Annotated in this window: 13 protein-coding genes; 10 read left to right on the top strand and 3 right to left on the bottom strand. The window is 64.1% G+C overall.

What is annotated here, in order from left to right; genetic code table 11:
- Positions 1 to 35: 35 nt before the first annotated feature.
- Positions 36 to 878, bottom strand: a complete 843-nt coding sequence (locus tag OCT39_RS10175) for a sulfurtransferase (RefSeq protein WP_263584356.1) — start codon at positions 876 to 878, stop codon at positions 36 to 38.
- Between the two features lie 12 nt (positions 879 to 890).
- Positions 891 to 1,922, bottom strand: coding sequence for a small ribosomal subunit biogenesis GTPase RsgA (gene rsgA, locus OCT39_RS10170; RefSeq protein ID WP_263584355.1), 1,032 nt, complete (start codon positions 1,920 to 1,922; stop codon positions 891 to 893).
- Between the two features lie 94 nt (positions 1,923 to 2,016).
- Here rsgA and orn point away from each other — a divergent pair, with 94 nt between their 5' ends.
- The gene (gene orn, locus OCT39_RS10165) at positions 2,017 to 2,586 is read left to right on the top strand and encodes an oligoribonuclease (RefSeq protein WP_263584354.1); all 570 of its coding nucleotides are present in this window, start codon (positions 2,017 to 2,019) and stop codon (positions 2,584 to 2,586) included.
- A gap of 1 nt (position 2,587) precedes the next feature.
- On the opposite strand, the gene queG is transcribed toward orn, so the two are convergent.
- Positions 2,588 to 3,694, bottom strand: coding sequence for a tRNA epoxyqueuosine(34) reductase QueG (gene queG, locus OCT39_RS10160; RefSeq protein ID WP_263584353.1), 1,107 nt, complete (start codon positions 3,692 to 3,694; stop codon positions 2,588 to 2,590).
- Between the two features lie 177 nt (positions 3,695 to 3,871).
- On the opposite strand from queG, the gene OCT39_RS10155 reads away from it, so the two are divergent.
- The 9 genes from OCT39_RS10155 to hflC all read left to right on the top strand — a co-directional run bounded on the left by OCT39_RS10155 (position 3,872) and on the right by hflC (position 14,395).
- Complete coding sequence (locus OCT39_RS10155; protein ID WP_263584352.1) at positions 3,872 to 5,389, top strand: NAD(P)H-hydrate dehydratase; 1,518 nt, start codon at positions 3,872 to 3,874, stop codon at positions 5,387 to 5,389.
- A 9-nt stretch (positions 5,390 to 5,398) separates the two neighbouring features.
- The gene (tsaE, locus tag OCT39_RS10150) at positions 5,399 to 5,857 is read left to right on the top strand and encodes a tRNA (adenosine(37)-N6)-threonylcarbamoyltransferase complex ATPase subunit type 1 TsaE (RefSeq protein WP_263584351.1); all 459 of its coding nucleotides are present in this window, start codon (positions 5,399 to 5,401) and stop codon (positions 5,855 to 5,857) included.
- A 31-nt stretch (positions 5,858 to 5,888) separates the two neighbouring features.
- Positions 5,889 to 7,346, top strand: coding sequence for an N-acetylmuramoyl-L-alanine amidase (locus tag OCT39_RS10145; protein ID WP_263584350.1), 1,458 nt, complete (start codon positions 5,889 to 5,891; stop codon positions 7,344 to 7,346).
- A gap of 81 nt (positions 7,347 to 7,427) precedes the next feature.
- Entirely contained in the window at positions 7,428 to 9,341 is a 1,914-nt protein-coding gene (gene mutL / locus OCT39_RS10140) for a DNA mismatch repair endonuclease MutL (protein ID WP_263584349.1), read from the top strand.
- Between the two features lie 24 nt (positions 9,342 to 9,365).
- Complete coding sequence (miaA, locus tag OCT39_RS10135) at positions 9,366 to 10,304, top strand: tRNA (adenosine(37)-N6)-dimethylallyltransferase MiaA (RefSeq protein ID WP_263584348.1); 939 nt, start codon at positions 9,366 to 9,368, stop codon at positions 10,302 to 10,304.
- Positions 10,305 to 10,486: 182 nt separating this feature from the next.
- On the top strand, positions 10,487 to 10,735 hold the full coding sequence (gene hfq / locus OCT39_RS10130; protein WP_263584347.1) for an RNA chaperone Hfq: 249 nt from the start codon (positions 10,487 to 10,489) through the stop codon (positions 10,733 to 10,735).
- 33 nt (positions 10,736 to 10,768) lie between these two features.
- A complete protein-coding gene (gene hflX, locus OCT39_RS10125) occupies positions 10,769 to 12,079 on the top strand; it encodes a ribosome rescue GTPase HflX (RefSeq protein WP_263584346.1) in 1,311 nt (436 codons plus the stop codon).
- A 120-nt stretch (positions 12,080 to 12,199) separates the two neighbouring features.
- Positions 12,200 to 13,483, top strand: a complete 1,284-nt coding sequence (hflK, locus tag OCT39_RS10120) for an FtsH protease activity modulator HflK (RefSeq protein WP_263584345.1) — start codon at positions 12,200 to 12,202, stop codon at positions 13,481 to 13,483.
- Positions 13,484 to 14,395 (top strand): protease modulator HflC, encoded by a 912-nt coding sequence (gene hflC, locus OCT39_RS10115; protein WP_263584344.1) that lies wholly within the window; start codon positions 13,484 to 13,486, stop codon positions 14,393 to 14,395. It begins immediately after the preceding gene.
- Positions 14,396 to 14,457: the final 62 nt, after the last annotated feature.

Here is a 14,457-nt window from a genome sequence, read left to right as displayed (position 1 = left end):
GTCAGAGGATCAAACATCCCGGCGCGGGGCGGGCACTACTTTTCGATCGGCGTGTCGTCGCGGTTGCCCCATTCACCCCAGGAGCCGGCATAGCCGCGAATGTTGAACCCGAGCGCTTTGCCGACCAGCCAGGTAAAACTGCTGCGGTGGTGGCTCTGGCAGTGGGTGGCGATCTCCATGTCCGGGGTCAGACCCATCGCCTCGAGCTCGGTGACAAGCTCGGCGTAGTCGCGAATGCGAAGCGCGCGTTTTCGGTCCATGGCGTCGACCCAGTCCATGTTCACCGCGCCCGGAATGTGGCCCAGGTGCTTGTTGTTGCCTTTTTCGCCGTCGTACTCGCCCCTGGAGCGTGCATCCCACACCGCAAAATTTCGATCCTCGAGCTTGCCCTTGATCTCGTCACAGGTGATCAGCACCTGCGGATTGAGAATCTCGGCGTGGTACTCGGAAGGCGTGGGGAGAGTCTGCTGCTGGCTCTCATCGAGGCCTTCGTCGCGCCAGGCGTGAATGCCGCCGTTCAAGTACGAGTAGCGGGTGTGGCCGATGAGCTCCAGCGTCCAGAGAAGCCTCGCCGCCCAGCCGCCGCCTTCGTCGTCGTAGGCGATTACGTGGGTATCGCGGGTCAGGCCCAGGGCGCTGAACAGCTGTGAGAGAAAGCCCACGTCCGGCACGTCGTTGGGCACCGGGCCCTCGCCGCGCAGCAGGTAACGAAAGTCGAGATACACCGCGCCCGGCACGTGGCCCTGGCGGTAGCTGTCCGGGTTGGCCGGCACGTCGATGATCAAAAGCCCGGGGGCGTCCAGTTTGGCCGCAAGCTCTCCTGGCTCGACGATCAAGGGCAACACGTTGGCTTCGCTGGATGGGTGTTCAGCACTCATGAACCGCTCCTGTCATTGGGCGCCTGGGGCGCTTAGGCTATCGAGTATGCGCCGGTAGCTGGCAAAACGTTCAGGATGAATCTTGCCTGCCTCGACGGCGTCAAGTAAAGCGCAGCCAGGCTCCTGGCGATGGCGACAGTCGCGAAAGCGGCAGTGGCCGATAAAGGGATGAAACTCGATGAAGCCGTCGGTCACTTCCTGCTCGCTCAGGTGAACGAGCCCGAACTCGCGAATGCCAGGCGAGTCGATCAGCTCGCCATCCTCCACCTCACGGGCGTTCATGGTGTAGAGCCTGGCGGTAGTGGTGGTGTGCGTGCCCTTGCGCGAATCCTCCGAGAGCGCGCCGATCCTGAGCGACTCCTCGGGCAGCAGCAAATCGATCAACGATGACTTGCCTACGCCGCTCTGGCCGACGAACACCGAGGTGCGGCCATTGAGCTGTTCGCGAAGCGCACTCAGGCCTTCGTCCGTGGCCGTCGTGGTGCGTACCACCGGGTAGCCAAGGCCTGCGTAGCGCTCCAGCAGCGCGCCGAGCTCGCCGCCGTCATCGGGTAAAAGGTCGGTCTTGTTGAGCACCAGCACCGGCGCGATGCCGGTCGCCTCGGCGGCGACCAGGTAGCGGTCGATCAGATTGGGGTGAGGGGCGGGCTCGACGGCGAAAACGATCAAAATCTGGTCGATGTTGGCCGCCACCGGCTTCAAGAGCCCGCGGGCGTCCGGGCGCTTGAGCACGCTCTCAGGCTCTACGCGGGCGACCACCACGCCGGAGCCCTCCTGGCCGGCGCGCCAGATCACCCGGTCGCCGGTGACCAGGCCTTCGAGATTGGCGCGCAGGTGGCAGCGCACCGGGGTGCCTTCGGCATCGCGGACCTCGAGCGTGCGACCGAAATGCGCCATCACGCGCCCGGGCTGCTCGGCGCCGTATTCGCCGGCGGCGAGCTTTTCGCTATCGTCGGTTTCGCGCTTTTGCGCCCGGTTGGCGCGCTCGGCCTGGATCTTCTCGACCCGCCAGCGCTGCTGGCGGCTTAATTTACGTTTGCTCATGACCACCTGATGATCGGTACAATGGCATTAGTGTACCTGTTAACGTGGCGCGGGTAACGACCCCGCCGCCCTGATCCTCGCTTTGGAGAACACCATGCCTGACACGACTGCCCCGCGCCGCGACCTGCTCGTCTGGATCGACCTGGAAATGACCGGACTCGACCCGAACAAGGAGCGCATCATCGAGGTCGCCACGCTCGTCACCGACGCTGACCTGAACGTGGTCGCCGAAGGCCCGGTGATCGCGGTGAATCAGAGTGATCGCCTGCTCGCCGGCATGGACGACTGGAACCAGAAAACCCACGGCGAGTCCGGTCTCGTCTCCCGGGTCAAGGCAAGCCAAGTGGATACCGCCCAGGCCGAGCGCGAGACGCTGGCGTTTTTAAGCCGCTATGTCGAGCCCGGCACCTCGCCGATGTGTGGCAACAGCATCCACCAGGACCGGCGCTTTCTGGAACGCGAAATGCCTTCGCTCTGGGCGTTTTTCCACTACCGCAACCTGGACGTCTCTACCGTGAAGGAGCTGGCCAAGCGCTGGAACCCGAAGGCGCTCGAAGGGTTTGGCAAGAAGAACGTACACTTGGCGATGGATGACATCAAGGAGTCGATCGCCGAGCTTGCCCACTACCGCAAGACGTTCTTGAAAGCCGACGCCGGGCAGTAATCTAGACGGCGGAGGCGATGCGCGCGCCGCGCTTTTGTCGCTGCTCGGCGAGCGCCCAAGCGACGTGCTCGCGCACGAGCGCGCTTGGGTAGGCGCGCCGGGCCCTGAGCGCGGCTTCCACCTCACGGCTCCAGGGGGCGTTACCCAGCCCCACCGCCAGGTTTCTCAGCCAGCGCTCGAAGCCGATGCGGCGAATGGCACTGCCGGCGGTCTTGTCGAGAAACTCCTCTTCGCTCCAGGCGAACAGCGAGATCAGCGAGGCGCGGTCCAGGTCGTGGCGGGGGGCGAAGTCCTCCTCCGCGCTCGCCCTGGTAAAGCGGGTGAAGGGGCAGACCAGCTGGCAGTCGTCGCAGCCGTAGACCCGGTTGCCCATTGCGCGGCGAAACTCGAGCGGGATCGCGCCGTGAAGCTCGATGGTCAGATACGAGATGCACTTGTTGGCGTCGATGATTTTGTCATCGACGATGGCGCCGGTAGGGCAGGCCGTTTGGCAGGCGTTGCAGCGCCCGCAGTGCTCGGTGTCGAAAGGCGCATCGACCGGCAGCGGCAGATCTGTATAGAGCTCGCCAAGAAAAAACAGCGACCCGGCTTTCGGGTTCAGCAGCATGGCGTTCTTGCCGAACCAGCCAAGCCCCGCCTTCTGCGCCAGCGCCCGCTCCATCACCGGCGCCGAGTCGACGAACGCCCGGTAGCCAAACGCGCCCACCTCCTGCTCGATCTTCTTGGCAAGCGTGGCCAGACGCTTTCTGATCAGCTTGTGGTAATCGCGGCCCAAAGCGTAGCGCGAGACGTAGGCAAGCCGACCCTGGCCGAGCACCCTGGTGGTTTCGACCTCCGGCGGCAGGTAGTCCATGCGCGCGCTGATCACCCGTCGGGTGCCGGGTTCGAGCTCGGCGGGGCGGGTACGCTTGGTGCCGTGTTTGGCCATGTAGGCCATTTCGCCCTGATAGCCGTTATCGAGCCAGGCCTCGAGATGCGCTTCGTGCTCGCCAAGGTCTGTATCGGTGATGCCGATCTGCTGAAAGCCGAGCTCGCGCCCCCAGGTCTTGATCAGCGACGCCAGACGTTCGAGTTCATCGACAGAGAGTGAAGCGGTGGGTGTCGCCATGGTGGATCAACGTAGATGAGTGTGGCAGGTGAATGAAACGGCAAAGCGCGGGCGCGCTATGCTACCCCATAAGTCGTTTTGACGACACGGCCATGCATTTCGATCCATACTGTGTCGATCAATACTGTGGGCCAGACCCCGTTCACCGACCCTTTACCGATAGCATAAGGAGCTTTCGTGTCGATTTCAGGTCAGACGCTCAACCCCGCGCTTACCGTCGAGGCCCTGCGCCCGCTTTACAAGGCCGCCCAGGTGCGCGAGCTCGACCGGCGCACCATCGCCGCCGGCATCGAAAGCTTTGCGCTAATGCAGCGCGCCGCTTCCAGCGCCTGGCACAGCTTTCGCTCGCGCTGGCCCCAAGCGAAAAGCGTCACCGTGGTGTGCGGCAGCGGTAATAACGGCGGCGACGGCCACGTGCTCGCGGCGCTTGCCATGCAGGCCGGGCTCAAGGTGCAGCGCATATCGACCCGCGCGCTCGAGTCGCTTGAAAACGACGTTGTCCGCGCCGCCGAGCTTGCCAGCGCCGCCGGTGTAGGCTTTGAGCGCTACCGCGAAGGCATGGCGCTGACCGGCGAGGTGATCGTCGATGCGCTGTTCGGCACCGGGCTTTCGCGTCCGGTCGAAGGCGAGGCGCGCGCGGTGATCGACGACATCAATCGCGCAGGGCAACCGGTACTGGCGCTGGACGTGCCGTCGGGCATCGCGGCGGATACCGGCGCGGTACAGGGCGCCGCGGTGCACGCCCACTGCACGGTGACGTTCATCGGCGACAAGATCGGCCTTCACACCGGCGATGCGCCGGGCTACACCGGCGAAATCGATTTTCGCGCGCTCGGGGTCAAGGCCCAGGCCTTTTTCGATATCGTGCCCGCCGCCTGGCGCCTGGACGAGAGCTGGCTGGCGCCGGCCTTCGCGCCCCGGCCCCGCGCCGGGCACAAGGGCGCTTTCGGCCACGTGCTGGTGATGGGCGGCGCGCCGGGCTTTGGCGGCGCTGCGCTTTTGGCCTCCCAGGCGGCGGCGCGGCTGGGCGCCGGCAAGGTCAGCCTGGCCACCGCCGCCGAGCACGTTAGCGCAAGCCTGACGCGCTGCCCGGAGGTCATGGCCCGCAGCGTGACCGGCGGCGCCGATGCCCTCGCGTTTGCGGGTATGGCGGACGTCATCGTGGTTGGCCCGGGAATGGGCGAGGGTGCCTGGGGGCAGGCGGTGCTGCAGGCTGCGCTCAAGACGGATGCGCCGTTGGTCGTCGATGCCGATGCGCTCAACGTGTTGGCGGCGCGCTGGCCGGGGCTTTCTCGCGACAACTGGGTGCTCACACCCCATCCGGGCGAGGCGGCAAGGCTTTTGGGCTGCTCCACCGCTGAGGTGCAGGCCAACCGGCCGGCGGCTGCACGCGCGCTGCAGCGAAGCCGGGGCGGAATCGTGGTGCTCAAGGGCGCGGGTAGCCTGATCGCGGGGCCTGGGGGCTTGGTGGTGTGCCCGTTTGGCAACCCCGGTATGGCCTGTGGCGGCATGGGCGATGTGCTCAGCGGCATGCTCGGCACGCTCGTCGCCCAGTTCGACGATCTCGAGCTTGCGACGCGCCTGGGCGTCATGGTGCACGCACTGGCCGGCGACGCGGCGGCAAAAGAGCACGGCGAGCGTGGCTTGCTGGCAAGCGATCTGGCATCCTATGCACGCATTTTGATCAACCCGTGAAGGCCTTCCATGCAGGTGCAGTTGAATGACGAAAACGCCCATGTCGCCTTTGGCGAGGCGCTGGGGCGCGCGCTCGAAGGGCGCGGGCGGGTGTATCTCGAAGGCGAGCTGGGCGCGGGGAAAACCACACTCACCCGTGGCATCCTGCGCGCCTATGGCCATCAGGGCGCGGTGAAAAGCCCGACCTACACGCTGGTCGAACCCTACGAGTTCGACGACCGGCGCGTGTATCATCTCGATTTGTACCGTCTTGGCGACCCCGAAGAGCTCGAGTTCATCGGCGGTCGCGACATTTTAAGTGACGAGGCGCTCTGTTTGATCGAGTGGCCCAGCCGCGGCGCCGGCTGGCTGCCCGGCGCCGACGTGCACATCGAATTGAGCGTGGCCGCCCAGGGACGAACGGCCACGCTGACGGCAAAGAGCCCGTGGGGCGAGCAGGTGCTCGCCAACGTGAAGGCGTTTACGTGATAAACCGCAAAAGTGGTGTGAATCAATGGAAATGAGTAGCCCATTCAAACGTCTGCTCAAGGCAACCGTGCTCGGCACTTTGGCGCTATCGGCGTCCCTTCAGGCCGCGACGGTCGAAAGCATGCGCCTGTGGGCGGCGCCGGACCACGCGCGGCTGGTGTTCGATCTCTCCGGCGCCGCCAGCGCCGACGTCTTTTCGCTGGACAACCCGTCACGGCTGGTCATCGATATCGACGACACCCAGCTTGACACCGACGCCTCGACGCTGCCGCTTAATGACAGCGCCATCGATGCGGTACGTACGGGAAGGCTCGACGGCGGCGGGCTGCGCGTCGTGCTCGAGCTCAATCGGGCGATCACCCCGCGCCACTTCATGCTGGCGCCGAACGATCAGTACGGCCACCGGCTGGTGGTGGATCTGGAGTACCCCGGCGAAAGCGCGGTCGAAAACCCCATCGACCCGATCGAGGCGATGATCCGCGAACAGGAGATCCAGGCTCAGCGCGCCACCGCTCAGGCCCAGGCGATCGCACCGCCGGATGCGCCGGTGGCCGAGCGCGCCCCCACGGCGGTCCAGCCCGCCCAGCCCCATCCGCGTCGCGACATCATCATTGCTGTCGATGCCGGTCACGGGGGCGAAGATCCGGGGGCGATCGGCCCCAGCGGCACCCGCGAAAAGGACGTCGTACTCGATATTGCCAAGCGCCTGGCTGCAGACATCAATGCAACCCAGGGCTTCAAGGCGGTCCTGACCCGCGACAGCGACTACTACATCGGCCTGCGTCAGCGCACCCAGCTCGCCCGCGAGCAGAAAGCGGATTTCTTCGTGTCGATTCACGCCGACGCCTTTTCCAGCCCGCGCCCTCAGGGAAGTTCGGTATTTGCGCTGTCGCAGCGCGGCGCGACCTCGGAAACCGCCCAGTGGCTTGCCGACAGCGAAAACCGCTCGGACCTGATCGGCGGGGTGGACGGGTCGCTGTCGCTGCGCGACAAGGACCAGGTGCTGCGCGGGGTACTGTTGGATCTGACCATGACCGCAACGCTCAACGATTCGCTCGCCATCGGTGGTGAGGTGCTCGACCGGCTCGGGCGGATCAACCGGCTGCACAAGTCGCGCGTCGAGCAGGCAGGCTTTATGGTGCTGAAGTCGCCGGACATCCCGTCGCTTCTGATCGAGACTGGCTTCATCTCCAACCCGGACGAGGAGCGAAAGCTACGCGATCCGACCTACCAGCACACGCTGGCCCAGGCGATCTTTGGCGGCTTGCGCGCCCACTTCGAGCGCAACCCGCCGCCGGCGAGTCTGCTTGCCTGGCAGCGCGACAACCAGCGCGCGCCGACCGGCAACGAGTACCGCATTCAGTCCGGCGATACGCTCTCGACGATCGCGCTTCGCCACGGCGTGCCGGTGAACCAGCTCCGCCAGGTCAACGACCTGAGTGGCGACGTCATCCGCGTGGGTCAGGTGCTGCGCATTCCCGGCTCCTGAGAACCTGGCTTGAGAAAATGCAGTGAGAGCGTAAGTTGAGAGCCTGGCGTGAAAACCAGGCTTGAGAACGTGAGGTGATGAGTGTCTGAACAAGGTCGAACCCCGCGGATCCACGTGCTCGACCCGCGGCTTGCCAACCAGATCGCCGCGGGCGAGGTGGTCGAGCGGCCGTCGTCGGTGACCAAGGAACTGATGGAAAACGCCATCGACGCGGGCAGCCGACGCATCGAAATCGAGATCGAGCAGGGCGGCACGCGCCTGGTGCGCGTGCGTGACGACGGCATCGGCATCGGCGAGGAGGATCTGCCGCTGGCGCTGGCCCGTCACGCGACCAGCAAGATCGAGAGCCTCGAGGATCTGGAGGGCGTGAGTTCGCTCGGCTTTCGCGGTGAGGCGTTGGCCTCGATCAGCTCGGTGTCGCGCCTCGAGCTCGTCTCCAACGCCAGCGACGACCCGACCCGCGGCTTTCGCGTCGTCGCCGAAGGGCGCGGCATGGAGGCGCGGGTCGCCCCGGCGCCGCACCCCAAGGGCACCAGCGTGGCGGTGCGCGATCTGTTCTTCAATACCCCCGCCCGGCGCAAGTTTCTGCGCACCGAAAAGACCGAGTTCGCCCACGTCGAGGAGGCGTTTCGCCGCCAGGCGCTGTCGCGCTACGACGTCACCTGGGTGCTGCGGCACAATCAAAAAACCGTCCATCAGCTGCCCGCCGGCGACTCCGCCGCCGCACGGGAGCGGCGCATCGCCTCGCTTCTGGGCAAGAATTTCATCGAGCACGCCCGTTATATCGAGCGCGAGGCGGGCGGACTCAAGATGAGCGGCTGGGTGGGTCTGCCCACGCATTCGCGCGCCCAAGCGGATCAGCAGTACTTTTTCGTCAACGGGCGGGTAGTGCGCGACCGGCTGGTGGCCCACGCGGTGCGCCAGGCCTACCGCGACGTGCTCTACAACGGCCGCCACCCGGTGTTCGTGCTCTATCTCGAGCTCGACCCGGACGTGGTCGACGTCAACGTCCATCCGACCAAGTACGAAGTGCGTTTTCGCGACTCGCGCATGGTGCACGACTTTCTCTACTCGAGCCTGCACCACTGCCTGGCGGCTTCGAAGCCCTTTGATGCCAGCGCCGAGGGCGACGAGCCGCCGGCGCCTGAGGCGTCGCCAACGGCCGACGGTAATGCCGCCGCGCCAGATGAGCCAACGCCGCGCTGGCAGCAGCAGGGCATGGCGCTCGGCGAGGGCCCCGCGCGCCACCCCGGCGCCGAGCGCGTGCGCCGCTTCATGCAGGGCTATCAGGCGCTGCACCCGGATCACGAAGAGAGCCTGCTCACGCCGCAGCCGTCTCCCGAGCAGCGCTCTGACTCTTATCAGGTGCGCGAAGCGCCGGTGGCGATGCCGGAGAGCGACCCGACCAGTGCGCCGCCGCTCGGTTTCGCGCTGGGCCAGCTTCACGGTATCTACATTCTGGCTCAGAACGCTCACGGACTGGTGCTGGTGGACATGCACGCCGCCCACGAGCGCATCGTCTATGAGCGCATGAAAGCCCAGATGGCCCGCCAGGGGGTGGATACCCAGCCGCTACTGGTGCCGGTGTCGCTCGCCGCCAGCGGTCAGGAGGTGGCCACCGCGGAGAGCGAGCACGAGGCGATTGCCGCGCTGGGCCTGGAGCTCGACATCGCAGGCCCGGAGACGCTTCTGGTGCGCAGCTTGCCGGCACTGCTGAGCGGCGCCGACCCGGAAGGACTGATTCGCGAAGTGCTCGAGGAGCTTTCAAGCTTTGGCCAGAGCCACCAGGTCGAGGCGCGGCTACACGCGCTTTTATCCACCATGGCCTGCCACGGCAGCGTGCGCGCCAATCGCCGGCTGACCCTCGATGAAATGAACGCGCTGCTGCGCGACATGGAGCGCACCGAACGAAGCGATCAGTGCAATCACGGCCGGCCCACCTGGACACAAATGAGCATGAAGGCGCTGGACAAGCTCTTTTTACGCGGCCAGTAGCCCTCGATACGGAGTCTTTCGGCCATGGTCGACACACGCCCTTTGGCGATTTTTTTGATGGGTCCGACCGCGGCGGGCAAGACCGACACCGCGATCGCTCTACACGAGCGCCTGGGCTGCGAGCTGATCAGCGTCGACTCGGCCATGGTCTATCGCGGCATGGACATCGGCAGCGCCAAACCGAGTCAGCAGGAGCTTGCTCGCGCGCCGCATCGCCTGATCGATATCCGCGAACCGGAAGCGCCCTATTCGGCGGGGGATTTTCGCGACGACGCCCTGAATGAGATGCGACAAATTACCGCGGCGGGGCGCGTGCCGCTGTTGGTCGGCGGCACCATGCTCTACTACAAGCGCCTTTTTGAAGGCGTCGCGGATCTGCCCGCCGCGGATGAAACCGTGCGCCGGGAGCTGGACGCGCAGCGCGAGGCGCTGGGTTTGAGCGGCCTTCATGCGATGCTTGAAAAGGTCGACCCGGTCTCCGCTCAGCGCATTCACCCCAACGACCCTCAGAGGCTGTTGCGTGCGCTGGAGGTGCACCGCATTACCGGTCGGCCCATGAGCGCGCTCTGGGCCGAGCAGCGCGTCGAAAACTTTCCATACCGCGTGGTGTCGATAGGTCTCGCGCCCGCCGAGCGCCGCGTTCTGCACGAGCGAATCGCGCGGCGTTTTGAAACAATGTTGTCCGAGGGCTTGATAGACGAGGTGGCCGCCCTCAGAAAGCGAGGTACCTTACACAAGGACCTGCCGGCCATGAAGAGCGTCGGTTACCGGCAGGCCTGGGAGCACCTGGAAGGTGAATACGACGAGCATACGCTTTGCGAGCGCGGCATCATTGCTACTCGCCAGCTCGCTAAACGTCAGCTAACCTGGTTGAGAAGCTGGCCGTCACTTCACTGGATCGATTCAAGCGCTTTGGGTCTTGACGATAAGGTGCTGAAAATCGTGCGCGAAAGCGGTGCTTAGCGTAAGATAGTGTTTTCGTGAGCGCGTTTTTAAAAGCCCTCGACGACATTCGTAACGCCTGGTTTTAATACCCGGTTGTAGCATTTAGTGGTAACACCCAGCCTTTCGGGCAATAAGATTGCGGTAGCGCCCCTGGCGCGCCATTTAACAACCCACTCCAGACAGTTTTAGGGAGAAGCAGCATGTCCAAAGGGCAGTCCCTCCAGGATCCGTACCTGAATATCTTGCGCAAGGAACGTATTCCGGTTTCTATTTTTCTGGTCAACGGTATCAAGCTTCAGGGCCAGATCGAATCCTTCGATCAGTTCGTGATCCTTTTGCGTAATACCGTGAGCCAGATGGTTTACAAACACGCTATTTCCACCGTGGTGCCGTCGCGCAACGTACGTTTGCCGGCCCAGGACCCGGCCGCTCCTGAAGCGGACCTCTAAGCGGTGGATAGCCTGAAAGACATGAGGTATTGATTGTTTTTTGAACGCCCAGACGCCGGTGAAACGGCGGTGCTTGTTCACGTTGACTTTTACGATGAACAGGCCAGAGAAGACCCGGGTGAGTTCCTCGAGCTTGTACGCTCTGCCGGAGCCGAACCCGCGACACTGCTGACGGCCAGCCGGCAGCGCCCTGACCCGCGCACGTTCATCGGGTCGGGCAAGCTCGACGAACTAAGAGCCTTGCTCGCCGCCCACGAGGCGGAGCTTGTGATCTTCAATCACAGCCTGGGTCCCTCGCAAGAGCGTAACCTCGAGCACGAGCTCAAGTGCCGCGTGCTCGATCGCACCGGTTTGATTCTCGATATCTTCGCTCAACGAGCCCGTACCCACGAAGGTAAGCTGCAAGTCGAGCTTGCCCAGCTTGAATACATGTCCACGCGCCTGGTGCGCGGCTGGACCCACCTCGAGCGCCAGAAGGGCGGTATCGGTCTTCGCGGACCGGGTGAAACCCAGCTCGAAACCGACCGCCGCCTGCTGCGAGGTCGTATCAAGGCGATTCACAAGCGCCTTGACAAGGTGCGCAGCCAGCGCGAACAGAACCGCCGCGCGCGCTCTCGCGCCGAGATTCACAGCGTTTCGCTGGTCGGCTATACCAACGCCGGCAAGTCAACGCTTTTCAACGTGCTCACCGATGCTAAGGTGTACGCCGCCGATCAGCTTTTCGCCACGCTCGATCCCACCCTGCGCCGTTTGGAAATCGACGACGTCGGGCCGATCGTGATGGCCGATACCGTCGGCTTCATTCGTCATTTGCCGCACAAGCTGGTCGAGGCGTTTCAGGCAACGCTCCAGGAAGCCGCCGAAGCATCGCTTTTGATTCACGTGATCGATGCGGCGGATCCGGATCGCGAGCTCAACGTCGAGCAGGTGGACCGCGTGCTCAAGGAGATCGGCGCCGACGACGTGCCGGTGCTCAAGGTGATGAACAAGATCGACCGCTTCGACAGCGCCCCGCGCATCGAGCGCGACGATAGCGGGCGCCCGGAAGTGGTTTGGCTCTCCGCGCAAAATGGCCAGGGTCTCGATCTTTTGCACGAAGCGCTTTCACAGCGCCTGGCCGACGACGTCATCGGATTTTCGCTGACGCTCTCACCGGAGCAGGGTAAGCTTCGAGCGGGCCTTCACGAGCTCAACGCCGTGCGCAAAGAAGCGTTTGATGAGAACGGCCGCTCGGTGTTGGATGTTCGCCTGCCCAGGCGCGATTTCAATCAGCTAATGGCTCAGCTTGGTGAGCGTGCCAATACCTACTTGCCCGAGTCGCTACAAGTGACCGATGAGTGGTAGCGTATCGATAGACGCCACGCAAACGGCACAAGGATTTTTTAAAGCAATAATATTATAAGCACGGCGGCCTCGCTCTCACGCGGGGCCGCGTGCAGGTGAACACCTTAGTGGAGACGAAGTATGGCCTGGAATGAGCCTGGTGGTGGCAACCAGCATGACCCCTGGAGTGGCGGTGGCCGACGCGGTGGCAAGGATGACCGTGGCCCGAACGGGGGAAGTAACGGCGGCAATAATGGGGGCAACAACGGCGGCAACAATAACGGCGGAAACAATCAGGGACCGCCGGATTTGGACGAGGCGCTGAAGAAGTTCCAACAAAAGCTCAACGGCATGCTCGGCGGTAGCGGCAAGAAAAGCGGCAACGGCGGCGGCCAAAGTGGCGGCGGCAAGCCGCGCAACTCCTTCGCGCTGCCGGGGCTGTTGATCGTACTTGCACTGGCGATTTGGGCGGCCATGGGGTTTTATCTCGTGGATCAGTCCGAGCGCGGCGTCGTGCTTCGCTTTGGTGAGTACCAGGGCATCGTCGAGCCGGGCCTGCAGTGGAACCCGCCCTTGATCGACGACGTGCGTATGGTCAACGTGACCCGCGTGCGTTCGGTATCGCAAACCCAGTCGATGTTGACCCGCGACGAGAACATCGTCGAGGTCGAGATATCCGCTCAGTATCAGGTCTCCAACCCGCGTGATTTCGTGCTCAACGTGCGTAACCCGTCGCTTTCGATCGAAAACGCGCTGGATTCCTCGCTGCGTCACGTCGTGGGCGGTACCGACATGATCGATATCCTGACCTCGGGCCGTGAGATTCTCGGCAGCTCCGTGGCTAGCCGCCTGCAAACCTATCTGGACGCCTACGGTGCCGGTATTCGTCTGCAGACCATCAACATCGAATCGACCTCCGCACCGGCGCCGGTCATCGACGCCTTCGACGATGTCATTCGTGCCCGCGAGGATCGCCAGCGTACGATCAACGAAGGCATGGCCTATGCCAACGCCATTATCCCGGCGGCTCAGGGTCAGGCGCAGCGTATCGTCGAGCAGGGCCAGGGCTACCGTGAATCCGTGGTCGCCGAAGCCCAGGGTCAGGCGAACCGCTTCACCGCACTGGTAGGCGAGTATCGGAATGCCCCCGAGATCATGCGTGAGCGTATGTATCTGGACACTCTCGAAGAGGTCTACGGCAACACGCCCAAGGTGCTTTTGGACGTCAGCGACAATGCGCCCTTGATGTACCTGCCGCTGGATCAGCTGCGTAGTGGCAGCGGCGGTGGCAACCGTGCCGCCAGCACCTCGAACCAGAACGATGAACAGATCGACCCGTCGGTGCTCGAAACCCTGCGCAACACTCAGGGCAGCAGCAACAGTTCGTCGTCTAACAATGGCACCATTCGCAGGGAGGGCCGCTAAATGATTAACAACCGATCCCTGCTGATCGTCGGTGGCCTGGCCGCCATCGCCTGGCTTGCCAGTAATACCCTCTACGTAGTGGACGAGACCGAGCGCGCGGTGAAGCTGCGCTTTGGTGAGGTCGTCGAGGAGAACATTCAGCCTGGCCTGCACGCGAAAATGCCGATCGCCCAGACGATCCGCAAGTTCGATACCCGGCTTTTGACGCTGGACACCGATACCAGCCGCTACCTGACTCTCGAGCAGAAGGCGGTCATCGTCGACTCCTACGTCAAGTGGCAGGTGGTCAATCCGACCCGCTACTACGAGGCCACCGCCGGCGATGAGATGATGGCGATTCGCCTGATCCAGCCCCGCGTGGACGAGAGCCTGCGTAACGAGTTTGGCCGACTGAACCTTCAGGAAATCATCGCCGAGCGCCGTGATGACCTGATGATCGGTCCGACCGAAGAGCTCGACAACCTCATGCGTGAAGAGCTGGGCGTGGCGATACGCGACATTCGCATCAAGCGAATCGATCTGCCCGACGACGTTTCCGCGGCGGTTTTCCAGCGCATGCGCTCCGAGCGCGAGCGCGAGGCCCGCGAGTGGCGCGCTCAGGGCCAGGAAGAGGCGGAGCGTATTCGCGCCAACGCCGACCGCCGCCGTCAGGTACTGCTCGCTCAGGCCAACGAGCGCGCCGAAACCCTGCGCGGTGAAGGCGATGCGGAAGCCGCGGCGATCTTCTCCCAGGCGTACGGTCAGGACCAGGAGTTCTTCTCCTTCTGGCGCAGTCTGGACGCCTACCGCACGAGCTTCGCCGACGATGGCAACATGCTGGTGCTGGAGCCGGATAGCGACTTCTTCCGCTACCTGCGAAGCCCCGACCAGGACAATGGCGCAAGCCAAAACGCCGGTGCGGGCGACGAATAAGCGTTGGGGGTCGAGCCTCGCCGGCGGATAGTCGGCGGGGTTCACCTGACCGCCAAACGTGG

Source organism: Halomonas sp. GD1P12, assembly GCF_025725645.1.
GTDB lineage: Bacteria > Pseudomonadota > Gammaproteobacteria > Pseudomonadales > Halomonadaceae > Vreelandella.
Note: the sequence above shows the minus strand (reverse complement) of the source record. Positions and strands in the feature narration are given on the sequence as shown.

Excerpts from the sequence above, each read along its gene's own strand:
- OCT39_RS10175 (WP_263584356.1), bottom strand. The coding sequence starts at position 878 with ATGAGTGCTGAACACCCATCCAGCGAAGCCAACGTGTTGCCCTTGATC.
- rsgA (WP_263584355.1), bottom strand. The coding sequence starts at position 1,922 with ATGAGCAAACGTAAATTAAGCCGCCAGCAGCGCTGGCGGGTCGAGAAG.
- orn (WP_263584354.1), top strand. The coding sequence starts at position 2,017 with ATGCCTGACACGACTGCCCCGCGCCGCGACCTGCTCGTCTGGATCGAC.
- queG (WP_263584353.1), bottom strand. The coding sequence starts at position 3,694 with ATGGCGACACCCACCGCTTCACTCTCTGTCGATGAACTCGAACGTCTG.
- tsaE (WP_263584351.1), top strand. The coding sequence starts at position 5,399 with ATGCAGGTGCAGTTGAATGACGAAAACGCCCATGTCGCCTTTGGCGAG.
- OCT39_RS10145 (WP_263584350.1), top strand. The coding sequence starts at position 5,889 with ATGAGTAGCCCATTCAAACGTCTGCTCAAGGCAACCGTGCTCGGCACT.
- miaA (WP_263584348.1), top strand. The coding sequence starts at position 9,366 with ATGGTCGACACACGCCCTTTGGCGATTTTTTTGATGGGTCCGACCGCG.
- hfq (WP_263584347.1), top strand. The coding sequence starts at position 10,487 with ATGTCCAAAGGGCAGTCCCTCCAGGATCCGTACCTGAATATCTTGCGC.
- hflK (WP_263584345.1), top strand. The coding sequence starts at position 12,200 with ATGGCCTGGAATGAGCCTGGTGGTGGCAACCAGCATGACCCCTGGAGT.
- hflC (WP_263584344.1), top strand. The coding sequence starts at position 13,484 with ATGATTAACAACCGATCCCTGCTGATCGTCGGTGGCCTGGCCGCCATC.